The sequence below is a fragment of the Pseudogemmobacter sonorensis genome, assembly GCF_042762395.1.
In the GTDB taxonomy this organism is placed as follows: domain Bacteria; phylum Pseudomonadota; class Alphaproteobacteria; order Rhodobacterales; family Rhodobacteraceae; genus Pseudogemmobacter; species Pseudogemmobacter sonorensis.
Window position 1 is genome coordinate 68,440 of sequence record NZ_JBEFZE010000004.1, and the last position, 18,846, is coordinate 87,285.

General features: G+C 66.0%; 17 protein-coding genes and 2 pseudogenes. 9 read left to right on the top strand and 10 right to left on the bottom strand.

Annotated features, from left to right (window positions below):
- The first annotated feature begins 23 nt into the window (after positions 1–23).
- The 4 genes from betI to ABNX41_RS04490 all read left to right on the top strand — a co-directional run bounded on the left by betI (position 24) and on the right by ABNX41_RS04490 (position 4,173).
- Positions 24–617, top strand: a complete 594-nt coding sequence (gene betI / locus ABNX41_RS04475; RefSeq protein ID WP_438668528.1) for a transcriptional regulator BetI — start codon at positions 24–26, stop codon at positions 615–617.
- Positions 614–2,071, top strand: a complete 1,458-nt coding sequence (gene betB, locus ABNX41_RS04480; protein ID WP_438668529.1) for a betaine-aldehyde dehydrogenase — start codon at positions 614–616, stop codon at positions 2,069–2,071. The genes betI and betB overlap by 4 nt, the downstream gene beginning before the upstream one ends.
- A 141-nt stretch (positions 2,072–2,212) precedes the next feature.
- The gene (gene betA, locus ABNX41_RS04485; RefSeq protein ID WP_438668530.1) at positions 2,213–3,862 is read left to right on the top strand and encodes a choline dehydrogenase; all 1,650 of its coding nucleotides are present in this window, start codon (positions 2,213–2,215) and stop codon (positions 3,860–3,862) included.
- A 71-nt stretch (positions 3,863–3,933) separates the two neighbouring features.
- Complete coding sequence (locus ABNX41_RS04490) at positions 3,934–4,173, top strand: HP1242/YdcH family protein (protein ID WP_438668531.1); 240 nt, start codon at positions 3,934–3,936, stop codon at positions 4,171–4,173.
- Positions 4,174–4,253: 80 nt separating this feature from the next.
- On the opposite strand, the gene ABNX41_RS04495 is transcribed toward ABNX41_RS04490, so the two are convergent.
- Complete coding sequence (locus ABNX41_RS04495; RefSeq protein WP_438668532.1) at positions 4,254–5,651, bottom strand: helix-turn-helix domain-containing protein; 1,398 nt, start codon at positions 5,649–5,651, stop codon at positions 4,254–4,256.
- 531 nt (positions 5,652–6,182) lie between these two features.
- Positions 6,183–7,152: pseudogene (locus ABNX41_RS04500) on the bottom strand (IS5 family transposase).
- Between the two features lie 102 nt (positions 7,153–7,254).
- Between ABNX41_RS04500 and ABNX41_RS04505 the strand changes: the two are divergent.
- Positions 7,255–7,416 (top strand): DUF3363 domain-containing protein, encoded by a 162-nt coding sequence (locus ABNX41_RS04505; RefSeq protein WP_438668533.1) that lies wholly within the window; start codon positions 7,255–7,257, stop codon positions 7,414–7,416.
- Between the two features lie 199 nt (positions 7,417–7,615).
- Positions 7,616–7,867, top strand: coding sequence for a hypothetical protein (locus tag ABNX41_RS04510; RefSeq protein ID WP_438668534.1), 252 nt, complete (start codon positions 7,616–7,618; stop codon positions 7,865–7,867).
- Between the two features lie 196 nt (positions 7,868–8,063).
- Here ABNX41_RS04510 and ABNX41_RS04520 read toward each other — a convergent pair.
- Positions 8,064–8,902: pseudogene (locus ABNX41_RS04520) on the bottom strand (IS3 family transposase); the annotation flags it as partial.
- Positions 8,903–8,939: 37 nt separating this feature from the next.
- Between ABNX41_RS04520 and ABNX41_RS04525 the strand changes: the two are divergent.
- On the top strand, positions 8,940–9,137 hold the full coding sequence (locus ABNX41_RS04525; protein ID WP_438668535.1) for an integrase core domain-containing protein: 198 nt from the start codon (positions 8,940–8,942) through the stop codon (positions 9,135–9,137).
- A 45-nt stretch (positions 9,138–9,182) separates the two neighbouring features.
- Here ABNX41_RS04525 and dmpG read toward each other — a convergent pair whose 3' ends face one another.
- The 5 genes from dmpG to ABNX41_RS04550 all read right to left on the bottom strand — a co-directional run bounded on the left by dmpG (position 9,183) and on the right by ABNX41_RS04550 (position 14,031).
- On the bottom strand, positions 9,183–10,217 hold the full coding sequence (gene dmpG / locus ABNX41_RS04530) for a 4-hydroxy-2-oxovalerate aldolase (protein WP_438668536.1): 1,035 nt from the start codon (positions 10,215–10,217) through the stop codon (positions 9,183–9,185).
- Between the two features lie 13 nt (positions 10,218–10,230).
- On the bottom strand, positions 10,231–11,142 hold the full coding sequence (locus ABNX41_RS04535; protein WP_438668537.1) for an acetaldehyde dehydrogenase (acetylating): 912 nt from the start codon (positions 11,140–11,142) through the stop codon (positions 10,231–10,233).
- A gap of 16 nt (positions 11,143–11,158) precedes the next feature.
- A complete protein-coding gene (locus ABNX41_RS04540; RefSeq protein ID WP_438668538.1) occupies positions 11,159–12,442 on the bottom strand; it encodes a TRAP transporter large permease in 1,284 nt (427 codons plus the stop codon).
- The gene (locus ABNX41_RS04545) at positions 12,439–12,921 is read right to left on the bottom strand and encodes a TRAP transporter small permease (protein ID WP_438668539.1); all 483 of its coding nucleotides are present in this window, start codon (positions 12,919–12,921) and stop codon (positions 12,439–12,441) included. The genes ABNX41_RS04540 and ABNX41_RS04545 overlap by 4 nt, the downstream gene beginning before the upstream one ends.
- An 87-nt stretch (positions 12,922–13,008) precedes the next feature.
- A complete protein-coding gene (locus ABNX41_RS04550) occupies positions 13,009–14,031 on the bottom strand; it encodes a DctP family TRAP transporter solute-binding subunit (protein WP_438668540.1) in 1,023 nt (340 codons plus the stop codon).
- Here ABNX41_RS04550 and ABNX41_RS04555 point away from each other — a divergent pair.
- The gene (locus ABNX41_RS04555) at positions 14,018–15,637 is read left to right on the top strand and encodes an FAD-binding oxidoreductase (RefSeq protein ID WP_438668541.1); all 1,620 of its coding nucleotides are present in this window, start codon (positions 14,018–14,020) and stop codon (positions 15,635–15,637) included. The genes ABNX41_RS04550 and ABNX41_RS04555 overlap by 14 nt on opposite strands.
- Positions 15,638–15,646: 9 nt before the next feature.
- On the opposite strand, the gene ABNX41_RS04560 is transcribed toward ABNX41_RS04555, so the two are convergent.
- Positions 15,647–16,453 carry an IclR family transcriptional regulator gene (locus ABNX41_RS04560; protein WP_438668542.1) on the bottom strand — a complete coding sequence of 269 codons (807 nt, stop codon included), beginning with the start codon at positions 16,451–16,453 and terminating at the stop codon, positions 15,647–15,649.
- A 429-nt stretch (positions 16,454–16,882) separates the two neighbouring features.
- On the opposite strand from ABNX41_RS04560, the gene ABNX41_RS04565 reads away from it, so the two are divergent.
- Complete coding sequence (locus ABNX41_RS04565; RefSeq protein ID WP_438668543.1) at positions 16,883–17,746, top strand: SLC13 family permease; 864 nt, start codon at positions 16,883–16,885, stop codon at positions 17,744–17,746.
- A 47-nt stretch (positions 17,747–17,793) separates the two neighbouring features.
- Here the strand turns inward: ABNX41_RS04565 and ABNX41_RS04570 are convergent, their stop codons facing one another.
- Positions 17,794–18,711 (bottom strand): hydrogen peroxide-inducible genes activator, encoded by a 918-nt coding sequence (locus ABNX41_RS04570; protein WP_438668544.1) that lies wholly within the window; start codon positions 18,709–18,711, stop codon positions 17,794–17,796.
- Between the last annotated feature and the right edge of the window lie 135 nt (positions 18,712–18,846).

The window sequence follows — 18,846 nt, forward strand, 5'->3', positions numbered from 1 at the left end:
TGCAAGAAAAATGAGTCCGACAGATGCCGAAGCTCGGGATGGAGCCTATAAGAAAGGCGGCGCTGGTCAAAGCCACGATCGTCGAGATCGGGCGCACCGGCACGCTTGACGTGACCGTCAGCCAGATCGCGAAGCGCGCGGGCATGTCTTCGGCGCTGGCGCATCACTATTTCGGCAGCAAGGAGGGGATGTTCGTGGCCGCCATGCGCCATGTGCTGACGCTTTACGGCGCCGAGGTGCGCGGCGCGCTGGCGGCGCTGCATGGCCGGGACGATCCCCTGGCACGGCTGCGGGCGGTGGTCACGGCCTCGTTCGGGCCGGGCAATTTCCGGCGCGAGGCGGTGGGGGCCTGGCTGAACTTCTGGGTCATGGCCCAGACCCAGCCCGAGGCGCGGCGCCTGCTTGCGATCTATCAGCGGCGGCTGCGCTCGAACCTGCTGGCGGGGCTGCGGCCGTTGGCGGGGGCGCGGGCCGAAAGGATCGCCGAGGGGCTGGGCGCGCTGATCGACGGGCTTTACCTGCGCGAGGTGCTGAAATCCGGCCCACCCGATGGCGTGGCCGCGGCGGCGATGGCGCTGGATCATCTGGATTCCGAATTGAAGGGGGGCGGGCCATGAAGGCGCAGCCGAAGGCAAGCCATTTCGTCGACGGCGCATGGCTGGAGGACGAGGCCGGGGCCACGGTCGAGGTGCTCTACCCCGGCACCGGCGAGGTGATCGCCCGCCTGCACGAGGCGACGCCCGGGGTGATCGAGGCCGCGCTGGCCTCGGCCGCGCGCGCCCAGGCGGAATGGGCGGCGCTGCGCCCGGTGGAACGGGGCCGGGTGCTCGCCCGCGCCGCCGCGATCATCCGCGAGCGGGGCGAGGCTCTGGCGCGGCTCGAAACCCTCGACACCGGCAAGCCGATCCAGGAGACCCGGGTCGCCGACTGGCCCTCGGGCGCGGATGCGCTGGAATATTTCGCGGGGCTCGCCCCGACGGTGACGGGCGAGACGATCCCGCTGGGCACCGACATGGTCTATACGATCCGCACGGCCCTGGGGGTCTGCCTGGGGCTTGGCGCCTGGAACTATCCCAGCCAGATCGCCTGCTGGAAATCCGCCCCCGCGCTGGCCATGGGCAATGCGATGGTCTTCAAGCCCTCGGAACTGACGCCGCTCGGCGCGCTGGAACTGGCCGCGATCTATGTCGAGGCCGGTCTGCCGCCGGGGCTTTTCAACGTGGTGCAGGGGCGCGGCGCGGTGGGGGGGGCGCTGGTCGCGGACCCGAGGGTGGCGAAGGTCTCGCTGACCGGATCGGTGCCGACCGGGCGGCGGGTCTATCAGGCGGCGGCGGCGGGCATCCGCCATGTCACCATGGAACTGGGCGGCAAGTCGCCGCTGATCGTCTTCGACGACGCCAGCCTTGAGGATGCGGTCGGCGCGGCCATGCTGGGGAACTTCTATTCCGCCGGCCAGGTCTGCTCCAACGGGACGCGGGTCTTCGTGCAAAAGGGGCTGAAAGCGCGTTTCCTCGCCCGGCTGGCCGAGCGGGCGGCGGCGATCCGGCTTGGGGATCCCCTGGACGAGGGCGTGCAGATGGGCCCGCTGGTCTCTGCCGCGCAGGCCGAGAAGGTGCGGGGCTTCATCGAACGCGCCCGCGCCGAGGGCGCGCGGCTGGTCACCGGCGGCGGCCCGGAGGGCGCGCGCCCGGGCGGCTGGTTCGTCGCCCCCACGGTCTTCGCCGACGTGAGCGACGGGATGGAGATCGCCCGCGAGGAAGTGTTCGGCCCGGTCATGGCGGTGCTGGATTTCGAGACCGAGGAAGAGGTCGTCGCCCGCGCCAATGCCAGCGCGTTCGGGCTGGCGGCGGGGGTGTTCACCCGCGATCTGGCGCGCGCGCATCGGGTGATCGCGCGGCTGGAGGCGGGAACCTGCTGGATCAACGCCTATAACCTGACGCCGGTCGAGGCGCCCTTCGGGGGCGTCAAGGCCTCGGGTGTGGGGCGCGAGAACGGCCGCGCGGCCATCGAGCATTATAGCCAGGTGAAATCGGTCTATCTGGGCCTCGGCCCGGTCGATTCGCCTTACTGAGACCCGCCCCGGCCTGCCTCCCGCCCACCCACCCCGGGGCGCTGCGTCGCGCGGAGGGCTGGTCGTGGTTTGGCGGGCAGGACGGGTTCTTGCCGGTTTCCGGGGGCGGCGCGCCCATCAACAGATACAGGGATGCAAGGCATGCAGGCGGATTACGTCATCGTCGGTGCGGGTTCGGCGGGCTGCGCGCTGGCCTATCGGCTGGCCGAGGCCGGAAAGCGGGTGACGGTGGTCGAGTTCGGGGGCTCGGACATCGGGCCCTTCGTCCAGATGCCGGGCGCGCTGTCCTATCCGATGAACATGCCCCTCTACGACTGGGGCCTGAAGTCCGAGCCGGAGCCCGGTCTTGGCGGGCGCGTCCTTGCCACGCCGCGCGGCAAGGTGATCGGCGGGTCTTCCTCGATCAACGGCATGGTCTATGTCCGGGGCCATGCCCGCGACTTCGACACCTGGGCCGAGATGGGCGCCACCGGCTGGTCGGCGGCGGATGTGCTGCCCTATTTCCGGCGGATGGAGCATGCGCATGGCGGATCGGGGCCGGAGTATCGCGGCACCGACGGGCCTTTGCATGTCACCCGGGGGCCGCGCGACAATCCGCTGTTCGATGCCTTCATCGCGGCGGGCCGCGCGGCGGGCTATCCGGTGACCGAGGATTACAACGGCCACCGGCAAGAGGGTTTCGGCCCGATGGAGGCCACGATCTGGAAGGGGCGGCGCTGGTCGGCGGCCAATGCCTATCTGCGGCCCGCGCTGGCCACCGGGCGGGTGCGGCTGGTGCGGGGCCTGGCCCGGCGCGTGGTGATCGAGGGCGGCCGCGCCACCGGGGTCGAGCTGCAGACCCGCCGGGGGATCGAGGTGATCGGGGCGGGGGCCGAGGTGGTGCTCGCCGCCTCGTCGATCAACACGCCGAAGCTCTTGATGCTGTCGGGGATCGGCCCGGCGCGGCATCTGCGCGACCACGGCATCGAGGTGGTCGCCGACCGGCCCGGAGTGGGGGAAAATCTCCAGGACCACCTTGAGATCTACATGCAGTTCGCCGCCCGCCAGCCGGTCACGCTCTACCGCTACTGGAATCTCTTCGGCAAGGCCTGGGTGGGGGCGCAATGGCTGTTCCTGCGGCGCGGTCCGGGCATGTCGAACCAGTTCGAATCCTGCGGCTTCATCCGCTCGCGCGCCGGGATCGAATATCCCGACATCCAGTATCATTTCCTGCCGATCGCGGTGCGCTACGACGGCCGCGCGGTGGCCGAGGGGCACGGCTTCCAGGTCCATGTCGGGCCGATGCGGTCGAAATCGCGCGGCACGGTGCGGCTGCGCGGCCCCCGGCCCGAAGAGGCGCCCGAGATCCGCTTCAACTACATGTCGCAGCCCGAGGACTGGGCCGAATTCCGCGCCTGCGTCCGGCTCACGCGCGAGATCTTCGCCCAAAGCCCGATGGCGCCCTTCGTGAAGCACGAGATCCAGCCCGGCGCCGGGGTCGAGACGGACGACCAGATCGACGCCTTCATCCGCGAACATGCCGAAAGCGCCTATCATCCCTGCGGCACCGCGCGGATGGGTCGCGCCGACGACCCGATGGCCGTGGTTGATCCCGAATGCCGCGTGATCGGGGTCGAGGGGTTGCGGGTGGCCGATTCCTCGATCTTCCCGCGCATCACCAACGGCAATCTCAACGCGCCCTCGATCATGACCGGCGAAAAGGCCGCCGATCACATCCTTGGCCGGACCCTTCTGCCGCCGTCCAATCTTCCGGCATGGATCAACCCGGAATGGCGCGAAAATCAGCGGTGAATTGATAGAGGTCAAAGCGGTATCTGAAACCTGCTTTAACCTCTCACGGGTAACGTGGAAGGAGAACCCCGATGTCGAACACGCCGCATACGCTGCAAGAGGAATTCCCGGGTGAGGCCGACGCCATCACTGCGCTGAAAACCTCGAATGCGCGCTTTGCCAAGCTGCTCGAGGAATATGACGAGGTGAATGACAAGGTTCACCGGGCCGAAAGCCGCATCGACGCCGTCTCGAACGAGCATGAAGAGGGGCTGCGCCGCCAGCGCAGCCGGTTGAAGGACCAGATCTGGTCGATGATCAAGGTGGGCTGACGCCCTGACTGTCGGGTTGTGCGCTTAACGAGTGCGGGGCGGGCCTTTGGGTCCGCCCGTTTCGTTTGTCGGGGGCGGGGTCAGCCCGAGATCGCATAGGGCAGCAGGTCGCGTTGATTCGGATCGACCCGCAGCCGCCGTTCCAGCGGCGGGACCGAGCGTTGATGGCAGTTCGGGCGTTCGCAGATGCGGCAGGAAATCCCGATCGGCTCGAACCGGCCGCGGGCGTCCAGCCCGTCGGAATAGACCAGATCGCTTGCGTGCTGCACCTCGCATCCCAGCCCGATGGCATAGCGGCGGACCGGCGCGAGGAAGGCGCCAGCGGGCTTCGAGACCTCGCGCGCCAGGCACAGGTAGCGCACGCCGTCGGGGGTCTCGACGAACTGGCGCAGGAACTGGCCCGGGGTCTCGAAGGCGCGATGCACGACCCAGAGCGGGCAGGCCCCGCCGAAGCGCGCGAATTGCAGCCTGGTGGCGGAATGGCGCTTGGTGATCGTGCCGGCCTGGTCGACGCGGACGAAAAAGAACGGAATGCCCTTGGCGCCCGGCCTTTGCAGGGTGGAGAGGCGATGCGCCACCTGTTCGATCGAGGCGCCGAAGCGGTCGGCCAGCCGCTCGAGGTCGTGGCGGGTCTCGCGCGCGGCCTCCAGAAAGCTGCGGTAGGGCAGCAGCGCCGCCCCGGCGAAATAGTTCGCCAGCCCGATCTTGGCGATGCCGCGTGCCTCGGGGGTCGAGAAGCGGGCAAGGTCGAGCGTGGCCTCCAGCAGGTCGTTCTGGGTCAGCAGCGCAAGCTGGTGCAAAAGCTGGAACCGCTTCGTCGGCCCCTGCAGCCGAGACGAGATCACCAGCCGCCGCTGGCCCGGATCGAACTGGCGGATGCCATCGATATCGCTTTGGACCAGGGTTATCCCGGAGCGGCGCAGGACCTCTTCGGCCAGCGCGCCGATATCGCGGGCGCCGCCGACAGGGCTGGCGAAGCGTTCCGCCGCCCGGTCGATGGCATCGAGGTAATTGTCGCAATAGTGAAAGAAATCGCGCACTTCTTCCCAGGGAGAGGGCTTCAATGTCGTATCTTCACGACCCAACGCCTCATCCAGCGAGGCAAGCCTTTCGTGGCTCTGGCGATAGGCGCGGTGCAGATCCAGGAAGGCGCGCGCCAGCGCGGGCGCGTTCGAGGCCGCCAGCCGCAGGTCCGCCAGCGGCGGCGCCGAGGCGGTGAAGACCGGATCGGCCAGCGCCTCGCGCATGTCCGAGACCAGGCGCTCGCTTTCGCCCACGGTCAGCTCGGTCACGTCCAGCCCGAATTCCTGCGCCAGCGCCAGCACCACCGCCGCCGAAACCGGCCGGTGGTTGTTCTCCATCTGGTTCAGATAGGGCAGCGAGACGCCCAGCTTCTCGGCGAAGCTCTTCTGGGTCAGGACCAGCCGGGTGCGGATCTCGCGCAGCTTGACCCCGGCGTAGAGCTTTTGCGTGGGCATGGCGGCCTCCGTTTTTGCAAAGCCAGAAGATTGCTTTGCATAGCCGAGGTCAAGGGGCTGGAGAAGGGCGCCGGGCTTGTGTCGCGCAGGATCGGAAGGCGGGCGATGGCGATCGGGTGGCACCACGGCGAAGGTGCCGCCGCCCGCATGCCCGGCCGCAGACGCACGGCCCGGCCCCCGGGCGCGGCCCGTCCCGGGTGGCAAGGGAAACGGCGCCTCTCCGGCGCCGCCTGATTGTGCTTGAGGGGGCCTTGCGCGGGCCCCTCCTGCCCTTCGTCATGGACATCCCGGGCCGGATCCGGCCGTTCCGCCCTCGATGCGGCGCGAGCCCGCCGAACCGTGGCGGACCCGGCTCAGGTGCCGATCCGCCAGCCCGCCACCTTAGCGCGGTGGTTCCCGAGGCGTGCGTGAAGACCGCCCTCGGCCAGAAGCTCCCCGTGGTGGCCGCGTTCGGTGATGCGCCACTGGTCCAGCAGTGGCCTTGTTGCGCAATTCGGATTGAGGCGGCAGGTCTCCCTTTCCCGGCTGTCTTCAGCGCATTCGGACAGTCTCGGGCGTGCCGAGGGATGTGAAGCGGTTCATGTGGAGCAGGTGAACGCCATTGGTTCGAGAGAACCCGCGACCCGATGCGGATCTGAGCCTCTGCATGCTGCCTGTCGAAGTCTCTGGCCATGATGCGCTCGCCGAGGAATTCGAGGCATCTCATCCTGGCCTCCACGCGGGGCTTCGTCGGTGATATCCGGACCATTTCTTCCAGCTCGCCCGGCCGAAGCGCTTGCAGGCGCGCAGGGCCTCGTTGCGGGCCTGCAGGCCGGGATCGTGGCCCTTCCAGGCCCTGGCATTGCGTCGTGGTGGCATGATGGCATCGGCACCCCGGGCCGCGATGGCGGCATGGCAGCCCGGGGTGTCATAGATGGCATCGGCGGTGACACTGCCGATCCGCTCTTGCATCGGGATCTGCGCCAGCAGGCCGGGCGGAACGGGCGCATCGCCGATGCGGTTGCTGGTCATCTCGACGGCGCGCACCTCGAGCGTTTCAGCATCGATACCGATGTGGATCTTGCGCCATTGCCTGCGGCGGCTGGCTCCATGCTTGCGGACTGGCCACTCGCCTTCGCCCGAGAACTTGATGTCGGCGCTGTCCACCAGCAGATGCAGCGGCCCGGATGCGGCACGATACGGGATCTGCACCTTCAGGTGCTTCTGCCGGCGGCAGAGCATCCGTGTCGTCCGGCACGGACCAATCGAGCCCGCTCAGAGCCAGCAGGCTCTCCACGAACCCTGTCGTCTGCCGCAGTGGCAGCCCGAACAGAACCTTGATCGAGAGGCAGAACTGGATGGCCGCCGTCGAAAACCCCTCTGGATGACCTGCCTTGCCGCTCGGGGCCGCGAACCATGACATCTGCGGGTCAAGCCATACCAGCAGCAAGCCGCGGCGCTTCAGAGCCTGGCCGTAGCTGGACCAGTTCGTCGTGCGGAAAAGGAGGACGGGCTTGCTCATGCAGTCAATCTAACCCGCTGACTCACAGACATGAATCCGCCACTCAGAGGGATAGCGCAACAAAGCCCCCATGGTGTATGCACCGAGGGAATATCTGGCAACATGGCGGACGGGGACCGATGGCGCATTCCGGAGGATTTCGAGAGTCGCGCCGCCGCCTATGATGTCGGCCGCACGAGGCAGGCCTGCGTCGGCGTCCTCTCGACCTTCGATCTGGAAAAGCAGGTTGGCGCGGACGGGGTGACTTGGCTGGACCGTCCATGACGGTTTGCTGTTCGAGATCTCGGAAATGCAGGAGCGCAGGATCACAAGGATCCTGGTGCAGGACCAGACAACTGATTTTGGTCAACACTCCGCAATGAGCGGGCGATGAACGGCGCTCAACAGGGTTGTTCATGCTCTGTCGATCACTATTTCGACGACGGCACCAGCATCCGACGACTGGTCGAGCAGAGCCCTCCCGGTGAAAGGCGGCACAACGTCCGCCGCCGGGAATGGCACCGAAGGCGACCCCGCCAATGCCGGTATGCGCCGCGAGCCGGAATTGCCGGAGCATGAGGAAATCGTCGCGCCGCTACCATCGCCCGAACAGGAGTTCGAGTTTCTGGACGACGAGCCGGACGTTGACGCCGCCAAGGCCCGCGCCATGCGCCAGCATATGCGGATGGTGGCCCGGCAGGTGGCGATGAACCCCGATGACGGAATCGACCTTTGAGGAACACGCCCATGACAACGAGAACCCGCCTGAATCTTTATTTCGACCCCGCGCTCATGCCGCAGATCGAGTCGCTGGCACTGCGCCGCAAGGTCTCGAAATCCGCCATCGTCGAGGCGGCGGTCATGTCCTACCTGTCCGGTGATTCCGCCGATCAGCTTGAAGCGGCCATGTCGCGTCGCCTCGACAAGCTCGGCCGCCAGATCGGCGCGCTCGACGAAGATCTCGCGACCTTCGGCGAGACCGTCGCGCTGTTCATCCACTTCTGGCTTACCATCACGCCGCCATTGTCGGAGAGGTCGAGCACAACAGCAACGTAAAGCCAGCCCTCCGCGGTCCAGATGTAGGTAAAGTCGGCCAGCCACTTCTGGTTCGGCCTGTCGGCCTGGAAGTCCCGGTCGAGAATGTTCTTAGCGATCACCGACCGTTCCCCATCATCCCTCGGCTTTCCCCGACGCCTGGGTTGTGCTCGCAAGGCATTGGTCCGCATCAGCCGTTCGATCCGGTGAAGTCCGCAGGCCAGTCCTTCCTCCAAGACATCGCGCCAGACGCGGCGGGCGCCATAGGTCCGGTCGCTGATCTTGAAGCTCGTCTCGATCGCTGCGACGAGCTTCGCGTCATGGATCTCACGGGTGCTGGGTGGGCGGCTGAGCCACGCGTGAAAGCCGGACCGCGAACCTCAAGAACCTCACAGAGCCAGCTGACCGGCCAGATGTGGCGGTGTTTGGCAATGAAGGCGAACCTCATATCGCCTCGCGCGCGAAAAAAAGCTGCGGCTTTCTTCAGGATGTCACGCTCCGCCCGGAGCCGGGAGACCTCTTTCTTCAGAGCCGAAACCTCGGCCAGATCGGCCCGCATCTGCCCGTTCCCAGGAAACGCAACCGCCGACGTGGCTGCAAGCTCCCGCATCCACCGAGGCAGCACGCTCTCCGCAACGTCAAGGTCACGGGCCGCCTGCGCTACCGCTACGCCACGGGCCGTCACCAGCCTCACGGCCTCGACTTTAAACTCGCGGCTGAACTTCCGTCTCGTCATATCCACTCTCCAGTTCCTTGGTCACGATCTTATCTTCGTGTCCGCGAAACCGGCAGCAGCTCATTGCGTCTATCTGCACGCCTGGGAAACAGGATCGCAGGCCCGGGCCGACATCGGGCGGTGGATCACCTTCTACAACCACCGTCGCCCACATACTGCCCATGGCGGACAGCCGCCCGCCGTGGTCTACTTCAACGCAACCCAAACCGATCAGCAGGTGCAGGCAGTAGCTTAAATCACCCTGAAATCTGTCCAAGAGTTGGGGAGTAGCTCAATGTTGCTATCCCGCGCGCGATCCGGCCTTCATCATTGTCAGGGCGAGATCCTCGATCATGTCCTCCTGCCCGCCGACCATGCCGCGTCGGCCCATTTCCATCAGCAGGTCACGCGCCGGGATGCCGTAGCGCTTCTCTGCCCGTTCGGCGAAGAGCAGGAACGAGGAATAGACCCCGGCATAGCCGAGGATCAGCGAACTGCGGTCGACCCGGATCGGGCGTTCCATCATCGGCACGACCAGATCCTCGGCGGCGTCCAGCACCTTGAACAGATCGACGCCGGTCTCCACCCCCATCCGGTTGAAGACGCCGACGAGCTGCTCGGTCGCGGCATTGCCCGCGCCCGCGCCGAGGCCCGCCAGCGCGCCGTCGATCCGGTTCGCGCCCGCCGCCACCGCCGCCACGGAATTGGCGATCGCCATCCCGAGGTTGTGGTGGCCGTGAAAGCCCACGCCGGTTTCCGGCCGCAGCGCCGCGCGTAGCGCCTCGACCCGCGCGGTCACGCCCTCGGGCAGCAGATAGCCGGCGGAATCGGTGCAATAGACCGTGGTCGCGCCGTAGCTTTCCATCAGCAACGCCTGTTCGACCAGCTTTTCAGGGCTGGCACGATGGGCCATCATCAGAAAGCCGACGGTGTCCAGCCCGGTCCTGGCGGCATGGGTGATGTGCTGTTCGGCGCAGTCGGCCTCGGTGCAATGGGTGGCGATCCGCACACCGGCGATGCCGCAATCCATCGCTTCCTTCAGCGTGTCGACGGTCCCGATGCCCGGCAGCAACAGGGCCGAGATCCTGGCGCGCTTCATCCGGGGCACCACGGCGCGCAGATAGTCCATGTCGGAATGCGCGGCGAAGCCATAGTTGACCGAGGATCCGCCCAGACCGTCGCCATGGGTGACCTCGATCCAGGGCAGGCCGGCCTCATCCGCGGCCGTTGCCACGGCCACCATCTGTTCAAGCGACATCTGGTGGCGGACGGGGTGCATGCCGTCGCGCAGGCTCATCTCGTGCAGGGTGACCTCGCGGCCCTTGATGTTCGTCATGTCGGTTCTCCCCTCAGCCCCGTGTCGGCAGCACGAAATTGCCCTTGTCCGCCTCTTCGGCGAACAACTCGGCGGTGCGCAGCGCGGCCGCCGTCATGATGTCCAGGTTGCCCGCGTATTTGGGCAGGAAATCCCCGAGCCCCTCGACCTCCAGGAAGATCGAGACCCGGTTGCCGTCGAACACCGGCCCGTTCACCAGCTTGTAGCCGGGAACATAGGTGCGGACATCCTCCAGCATGGCATGGATGCTTTCGGTGATCTTCGCCTCGTCCGGTGTGCCTTCTGTCAGCACATGGACGGTGTCGCGCATCAGCAGCGGCGGCTCGGCGGGGTTGACGATGATGATCGCCTTGCCCTGTTTCGCGCCGCCCACGGCCTCGATGGCGCGGGCGGTGGTGCGGGTGAACTCGTCGATGTTCTTGCGCGTGCCCGGCCCCACCGATTTCGACGAGACCGAGGCGACGATCTCGCCATAGGCGACGGGCTGCACCCGGCTGACGGCGGCGACCATCGGAATCGTGGCCTGGCCGCCGCAGGTGACCATGTTCACGTTCATCCGCAACTCGCGCGCATGTTGCGCCAGGTTCACCGGCGGGACGCAGAACGGCCCGATGGCAGCGGGCGTCAGGTCCACCATCACCACGCCCAGCTCGTTCAGCTTGCGCGAGTTTTCGGCATGGGCATAGGCCGAGGTCGCGTCGAAGGCCACGCGGATGTCATCGGCGAGGATATGCTCCAGAACCCCGTCCACCCCGGTGGCGCAGGTCTTGACGCCCATCGCCTCGGCGCGTTTCAGCCCTTCGGAGGCGGGGTCGATCCCCACCATCCAGACCGGCTCGATCCAGTCCGAACGCTTCATCTTCATCAACAGGTCGGTCCCGATATTGCCGGGGCCGATGATCAGCGCCTTGAGTTTTCTGCGCATTGGCGGTTCCTACAGATTACATGCCGAAGAGGGCGGGAAGCCCCAGCGAAAGGGCGGGGACATAGGTGATCAGCAGCAGCAGCAGGATCATCACCCCAAGGGGCGCGAAGGCCCCCCGGACGATGATTTCCAGCGGATGCCCCGAAATGCGCGAGGCGACGAAGAGGTTCACCCCGACCGGCGGCGTCACCATGCCGATGGCAAGGTTGACGATCATCACGATGCCGAAATGTTCGGCATTGATGCCAAGGGCTGTGGCCAGGGGCAGCAGGATGGGGGTCAGGATGATGATCGCGGCGATGGTTTCCATGAAGGTGCCGACGATCAGCAGGATCACGTTGATCGCCAGCAGCAGGAGCCAGGTCTGCGTGATGGTCGCCGTTATGGCGTTGGAGAGCGCCATCGGGACGCCTTCGATCGCAAGGGCGCGCCCGAAGATCGTCGCGGTGCCGACGATCAGCATGATCGTGGCCGATGTCAGTGCCGATCCGGCAAGAATGCGGTAGAGCGAGCCGAGCGAGATTTCGCGGTAAACGAAGGCGCCGACGACAAAGCCGTAAAGCGCGCCGACCGCCGCGGCCTCGGTGGGGGTGAAGATACCGCCATAGATGCCGCCCAGAATGATGACCGGCACCAGAAGCGCCCATTTCGCCTCGTTCAGGATGGCGAGCTTTTCGCGCCCGCTGAACCGCTGGGCCGAGGGGCGCACCCCCTGGCGGCGCGCGTCGAACCAGGCGTAGAGGATAAGGGCCAGCCCGATCAGCAGTCCGGGGACGACACCCGCCATGAACATCTTCGAGACCGAGACATTGGCGGAGGTGGCGTAGATCACCATCGGGATGGAGGGCGGTATGATGACGCCCAGCGACCCCGCGCTGGCGACGAGGCCGGCCGATCTGCCGGGTTTATAGCCGTCCTTGACCATGGCGGGCAGCAGGATCGTGCCGACGGCGGCGACGGTGGCGGGGCCCGAGCCGGAGATGGCGGCGAAGAACATGCAGGTGACAACCGAGATGATCGCCAGCCCGCCGGTGTAGCGGCCGAAAAACATCCTCCCGACATCGACCAGGCGCTTCGACAGGCCGCCCTGGCCCATCAGGTCGCCCGCGAGGATGAAGAACGGCACCGCCATCAACGGGAAACTGTCGATGGAGGTGACAAGGCCCTGGGGCACGTAGGAACTCGAGACCTTGCCCGAGACGAGCAGCGCGACGGTCGAGGCGATCCCGAGCGAGATCGCGATCGGAACCGAAATCAGCAGCAGCAGGATCAGAAGCCCGAAAAGGATCAGCGAGATCATGCTGTCCCCTCCTTGCCCATGGCGCGCAGGTCGAGGACGACGCGCTGGGCCAGCCGCAGAACGACGAGAGCGAAGCCGGTCAGCGGCGCCAGATAGACGTAGCCCATCGGAATGCCCAGCGAGGCCGATTTCTGACCGAAGCGGAAGGTTCTCTCCACCATGAACCAGCCCTGATACATGACATAGGCGGCAAAGGCGCCGAAGATGACATGGGTCAGGATACGCATCATCAGGCGGCCGCGCGGCGGCATGATGTCTGTCAGCATGGTCACCCGGATATGGGCTTCCTGCCGGACCGCATAGGCGATGCCGAGATAGGTCGCCCAGATGAAGAAATAGCGCGACAGCTCTTCCGACCAGGACAGCGATGCACCCATGACATAGCGCATGAAGATCTGTAATCCGATCAACAGCGACATCGCCGCCATCAGGAGGACGACGATCGCCTCCTCGAAATGTTCGTCAACAAGCTTGATCATGTCACCTCCCAAATCCATGGCCGCGCCATGGGCGGGCGGCGCCTGAACGGGAACGGCCCCAGCCATGACCGGAGCCGTTCACGGATGTCAGTTCTTGCCGGTCGCGGCCAGCAGGCGGTCGACCAGTTCGGCCCCGGCCTTCTCGCGCACCAGATCGACGATCGGCGCGACCTTGGCGGCGAAGGCTTCCTTCGCGGCCGGTTCCAGGTCGATGAAGGTGACATCGGTCATCGCGGCCTCGGCGGTGTCGTCGGCCTCGGCCGCCAGCCCGCGCTGGTAGGCGGTGGCTTCGATCACGGCCTGGTCGAAGATCGCGCGATCCTCGGGCGAGAGCAGGGCCAGCTTCTCCGGGCTCGCCAGCAGCGGCCAGGGCGAATAGATGTGGTTGGTCTTGACGATATAGTTCTGCACCTCGTTGAACTTCATGTCGTAGAACAGGTTGATCGGCCCTTCCTGCGCGTCGAAGGTGCCTTGCTGCAGTGCGGTGAACAACTCGTTGAAGGCCAGCGGTGCGGGATTGGCGCCGATGGCGCGCCAGGCGGCGATATGGACCTCGTTCTCCATGGTCCGCATCTTGACCCCGGCCAGATCCTCCGGCGAATGCACTTCCTTGTTGCCGGTGGTCAACTGGCGGAAGCCGTTTTCCCAATAGGCCAGCCCGACGATGCCCGAGCGTTCCAGCCCGGCAAGGATTTCCTGCCCGATCTCGCCGTCCAGCGCGGCATAGGCCTGCGCGCGATCATCGAACAGGAAGGGGATGTCGAAGGCGAAGAAGGCCGGTGCGAAGGACGCGACCGGGGCCGAGGACACGAAGGTCAGGTCGATGTTTCCGAACTGGATATTCTCGACCGCCTCGCGTTCGCCACCCAACTGGGCGCTGGGAAAGATTTCGAGACCGATGCGGCCCTCGGTCTTTTCACGCAGTTCCTTGTCCAGGAATTCCAGCGCCAGATGCCCGGTCGAGGACGGCGCCGAGGCATGGGCCGCACGGAACAGGATATCGGGATCTGCCAGCGCCGGAGCTGCGGCCAGCCCGGCCAGAGCGGCAATCGACAAGGCTGCGGACAGGGCGACGCGGTGCGGAGACCGCACGGAAATGAAGATCGACATTTTATCCTCCCAAGGCGGGGTGTCCGGCCTTTCCGGCGCGCCCCGCAGACAGACTGTGAGAGATTTGCGCCTGCCCGGCTTGCCCGTGCATGCTCCTCCTCCCGGCAATGATTCATGGGGGAAGGCGCGGATGATGTCAAATATTACAAATTATTTGCAGTATTTGAAAATAAATGCCATGACCGCAAATGATCGCATCGAGGAGGAAATCATGTCTGAAAATGATTTAATCATTTTTCTTGAGCGGCTTGCACAAGCCGTCGCCCCGGCTCCGATCCTTGTCGGCGACGAGATCCCGGAATCATCCCTGCATGACTGGAGCGCCGAGGTCGGTGGTCGACCGCTCGCGCTGGTTGCGCCCCCCGATACGGAACGAGTCGCCTCCGTCCTGCGGCTTTGCCATGAAGTCGGCGTGCCGGTCGTTCCGCAGGGCGGCCGCAGCGGGCTTGCCGGCGGCGCGGTGGCGTCCGAGGGCGCGGTCCTGCTGTCGCTTGCCGCGATGAACCGGATCGAGGAAATCGACACCGCCTCGGGGCTGATGGTGGTGGAGGCCGGCTGCGTGCTACAGACCCTGCAAGAAGCCGCCGTTGCGCATGGTCGGAGCTTCCAGCTCGACCTGGGCGCACGCGGCTCGGCACAGATCGGCGGCAATATTGCCACCAACGCCGGCGGCAACCGGGTGATCCGCTACGGTATGGCGCGCGATCTGGTCTTGGGCCTGGAGGTGGTGCTGGCCGACGGCACGGTTCTTTCGATGCTGAACCGGATGCCCAAGAACAATGCCGCGCTTGACCTGAAGCACCTCTTCATCGGTTCCGAGGGCACCCTCGGCGTCGTCACCCGCGCGGTTCTTCGCCTGCATCCGGGGGTCGGGGGGGCCAATGCGGCATTGGTCGCGTTGGCGGGTTTCGACCAGGCGGCCGGTCTTCTGGCCCATGCGCAGAAATCCCTTTCCGGGCGGGTGACGGCATTCGAACTGATGTGGGCCGACTATTACCGCGCCGTTCTGGCGGAAACCGGTCGCCGCCCGCCTCTTGCCCAGGGCCATCCGCTCTATGCCCTGATCGAGATGCAAGGCGCCAATCCCGATCACGATCGCGACGATTTCCAGTCGATGCTGGAAAGCGCTTTCGAAGAGGGCCTGGTAATCGATGCGGCGCTCGCCATGTCCGGGCGCGAGGTCGAGGATTTCTGGAGCCTGCGCGATGGCGTGGCCGAAATCCTGTCCCGCTGGGCGACGACGATCAATTTCGACGTATCCGTTCCCCTCGCCCGGATCGGCGATTGCGTCGGGACCATCCGCGCCGCCCTGGCTGCGCGCTTCCCCGATCTGCAATTCATCTTTTTCGGCCACGCCGGGGACAGCAACATCCATCTTGTGGCCGGCCCCATCGAGCAGGTCGATCCGACAGGTCACGGCATCGAAGCCATCGTCTATGACATCATCCGCGACTTTGGCGGATCGGTTTCGGCCGAACACGGGATCGGGTTGCACAAGAAGCCCTGGCTCTCCTACAGCCGCACGGCGGAAGAACTGGATCTGCTGCGCCGCATGAAAGCCATGCTGGACCCCAAGGGAATCCTGAATCCCGGCAAGGTTATCTGACCGGAACCCTCAACCCCGGGGCCCATGATAACCCAGGTTCGCCGAGATTCCGGCGGCGGCGCTCCGAACCTCGTCGACAAGGGCGCGCATCCGCGTCTCGTCCATGTAATCCACCGTGGAAGAGACCGAAATCGATGCGATGATCCGGCGTGTGGCGTCGCGAACCGGCGCCGCGACGCATCGGATCGAGGCTTCGTCCTCGCCAAGGTCGAAAGCGTAATCCCCGGTTCGATAGGACTCCATTCGCCGGGACCATTCCTCCAGGGGAATCGGATAGTTCATCAGGTGATGGTCGCGGCGATACATTTCGGTCAACTGCGCATTGCTGCGGTCGAGGATCAGCGCCTTTCCGACCCCGGTCGAGATCGCGGGCTTGCGGCCGCCGATGCGCGACGAGATTTCCACCGCGCGCGTCCCGCTCAGCTTGTCGAGATAGCTGACCTCTCCATCCTCAAGCCTGGCCAGATGGATCGTGTCGCGGGTTTTTCGTGCCAGCGTCTCAAGCCAGGGCCGGGCCTGCCTTACCAGATCCATCTGGGCATGTGCGGCAAAACCCAATTCGATCAGGCGCGGGCCAAGCGCAACCAGGCGCGCGTCCGTGGTCTTGAGATATCGCTGCTCGACCAGGACCGAGACGATCCGGTGAACGGTCGCATAAGTCAGCCCGGTCGCCATGGCGATCTCGGCAATACTCGCCGGGGCATCGGCCACGGCATTGACGATGTTCAACCCGCGGACAAGCGTCTGGCTGCGCGTCGGCGTTTCGGCGGCATCGCTTTTTCCAGAGGGTCTGTGTTCGGGCTTGGTATTCTGCATGATGAACTGGGCCGGTTTCCCTCATCTTACGGGGGCTGGTGGCAGGAGCCAAGTGGTCTTCCCCGCCGCGCCGGACGCGGTTCAAGCTGCGATGACCTCGTACCATGTGGCCCGGCCCGAGGCCGGGCCCGGTTTGCCCAAAGTCGCCATCCAAAGCCGATTTCGCTTTCTTCATCGGGCTCTTGCCTGCGGGGGTCGAGGGCGGGCGCGGGTCGGAAAGCCGCGCGACGCCCGCTCCCGGCCCTTGCCTTCGTCCGTCGCGCCTTCAAGAAGGGCCGATGGGCGGGCGGAGCCGGGTTTGCCCGTCGGGCATATGCGACAGGGAGATCATCGGGTGGCGGACAGGCCGGAACTGCATCATCAGGGTTCAGTATAACGAGCAACGCCCCTGGCGGGATCACAGCATCTGCATTCTGCGCGGCCTCGGGGGTGCTGGTCGCACTCGTGGTCTATGCGCTGCTGGGTGGGGCGGAAGGGCTGAGCGCCGACGCCCGCGCAGTCGCAGCCATCGCGACGCTGATGGCGATCTGGTGGATGACCGAGGCGATCCCCCTTGCCGCAACCTCGCTGATCCCGATCATCCTCTTCCCCGCACTGACGGGGATGAGCGTGGGCCAGGCGACCAGCGCCTATGCCAATCCGATCGTCTTTCTGTTCCTCGGCGGCTTTCCCATCGCGATCGCCATGGAGAAATGGAACCTGCACCGCCGCATCGCGCTTCTGACCATCGCCCGGATCGGCGTGCAGCCGCGGCGGATCATCCTCGTTCTGATGTTCATCCTGCCCGCCGAGGGCAAGACCCGCATGATCCTGACCTGGAAGGACGCCGAGGACGGCCTGCCCTGGGGCGTCCTGCTGCTGTTCGGGGGCGGGTTGAGCCTTGCGGCGGCGGTGGGCGCATCGGGGCTCGACGACTGGTTCGGGGCCCAGGTCGCCGGGCTCGGCGTCCTGCAGAGCATTCTGTTGGTGGCCGCAGTCATCGGCATCATCCTGTCCCTGACCGAGGTCACCTCCAACGCAGCCACGGCAGCGACCTTCGTGCCGATTCTGGGCGGTGTGGCGATGGGGATCGGGGTGGATCCGCTGATGCTGGCCGTTCCGGCGGCGCTGGCGGCGACCTGCGCCTTCATGCTGCCCGTCAGCACGCCGCCGAATGCCATCGTCTTCGGATCGGGCGCGGTGACCATCGGGCAGATGGCCAGGGGCGGCGCGGTGCTGAACGTGATCGGGGTTCTGCTGATCACCGCCACCATCTATCTGCTGGGCGGGCTCGCGCTCGGCATAAGCTTCTGACAATCTTCCCGGCCAGGAAACGGTGCTGGCCGGTGCCCGGGGCCGCTTCAGTCGGCCTCCGGTGCGGCCCAGGGCCCCAGCGACATGCGAAGGTTCTCGGCGATGGCGGCGTAAGTCGGGCCGCGCGCCGAATTGTGCCGCCAGATGAGCGAGATATGCCTGACCGGCACACGGGCCGACATCGGTCGGGCGACGACGAGTTGTTCGCGTATGACCTCCGATCGGACGTAAAGCGCGGGCAGCAGCGATACCCCCATGCCGAGCGCGATCATCTGGCGCAGCGTATCCAGCGTGGTGCCTTCGTAGTCGCGCGCGTGATGGGCGCCGACATCCGCGCAAAGCCGGACGATCTGATCGTGAAGGCGGTGGCCGCGTTCCATGGTCAGGATGGTCTCTCCCGCAAGGTCTTCGGGTGCGATGCTCCCCTGCCCCGCCAGACGATGATCGGCAGGCAGCACCACCATCAGCGGCTCGCACAGCAGCCGGTGGCACTCCAGATCCGGGCGCTCGACCTCCTCGGGCAACAGGATCACGTCATGAACGCCATCGGCGAGCTGCCGCAAAAGGGTGTCGCGGCGCTCCTCGCGCACATGGATCCTCATATTGGGAAAGGCCCGCCGCAGGCCGGGCATGGCGACGGAGAGGACATAGGCGCCCACGGTCTGGACCACGCCGATCTGCAGCACGGCCTGGGGCGCGGCGGGATCGTCGCGGCGCGCGATCTCGCGGATGTCGTCGAGATCGGCCAGCATCGCGCGCGCACGCTTGGCCACCTCCTGGCCGATCGGGGTCACGATGACCCGCGCGCGGGTCCGTTCCACAAGGCGCGCATCGAGCCGGGTTTCGAGTTCCTTGAGCTGGATGCTCAGCGTCGGCTGGGCGACGCGGCAGATCTCGGCGGCGCGACTGAAGCTCAGCGTGTCGGCGATGGCGACCAGATACCGCAGTTGCTGAAGGGTGGGCATGCGGCGGTCTTATATCTGATAGCTATAACCGGCAATATGATTTTCTATTTCTGTTTCGTATCACGGATGTGTAACCAAGTCGGAGCGGTCTTTGCGGCCCGTGTGCACTGGCAGGAAACCTGATGATATCCGAGA

What these genes read in the sequence shown, in the direction of transcription:
- betI (WP_438668528.1), top strand. Translation starts at nt 24, where the DNA reads ATGCCGAAGCTCGGGATGGAGCCTATAAGAAAGGCGGCGCTGGTCAAA.
- betB (WP_438668529.1), top strand. Translation starts at nt 614, where the DNA reads ATGAAGGCGCAGCCGAAGGCAAGCCATTTCGTCGACGGCGCATGGCTG.
- betA (WP_438668530.1), top strand. Translation starts at nt 2,213, where the DNA reads ATGCAGGCGGATTACGTCATCGTCGGTGCGGGTTCGGCGGGCTGCGCG.
- ABNX41_RS04490 (WP_438668531.1), top strand. Translation starts at nt 3,934, where the DNA reads ATGTCGAACACGCCGCATACGCTGCAAGAGGAATTCCCGGGTGAGGCC.
- ABNX41_RS04495 (WP_438668532.1), bottom strand. Translation starts at nt 5,651, where the DNA reads ATGCCCACGCAAAAGCTCTACGCCGGGGTCAAGCTGCGCGAGATCCGC.
- ABNX41_RS04505 (WP_438668533.1), top strand. Translation starts at nt 7,255, where the DNA reads ATGGCGGACGGGGACCGATGGCGCATTCCGGAGGATTTCGAGAGTCGC.
- dmpG (WP_438668536.1), bottom strand. Translation starts at nt 10,217, where the DNA reads ATGACGAACATCAAGGGCCGCGAGGTCACCCTGCACGAGATGAGCCTG.
- ABNX41_RS04535 (WP_438668537.1), bottom strand. Translation starts at nt 11,142, where the DNA reads ATGCGCAGAAAACTCAAGGCGCTGATCATCGGCCCCGGCAATATCGGG.
- ABNX41_RS04540 (WP_438668538.1), bottom strand. Translation starts at nt 12,442, where the DNA reads ATGATCTCGCTGATCCTTTTCGGGCTTCTGATCCTGCTGCTGCTGATT.
- ABNX41_RS04545 (WP_438668539.1), bottom strand. Translation starts at nt 12,921, where the DNA reads ATGATCAAGCTTGTTGACGAACATTTCGAGGAGGCGATCGTCGTCCTC.
- ABNX41_RS04555 (WP_438668541.1), top strand. Translation starts at nt 14,018, where the DNA reads ATGAAGATCGACATTTTATCCTCCCAAGGCGGGGTGTCCGGCCTTTCC.
- ABNX41_RS04550 (WP_438668540.1), bottom strand. Translation starts at nt 14,031, where the DNA reads ATGTCGATCTTCATTTCCGTGCGGTCTCCGCACCGCGTCGCCCTGTCC.
- ABNX41_RS04560 (WP_438668542.1), bottom strand. Translation starts at nt 16,453, where the DNA reads ATGCAGAATACCAAGCCCGAACACAGACCCTCTGGAAAAAGCGATGCC.
- ABNX41_RS04570 (WP_438668544.1), bottom strand. Translation starts at nt 18,711, where the DNA reads ATGCCCACCCTTCAGCAACTGCGGTATCTGGTCGCCATCGCCGACACG.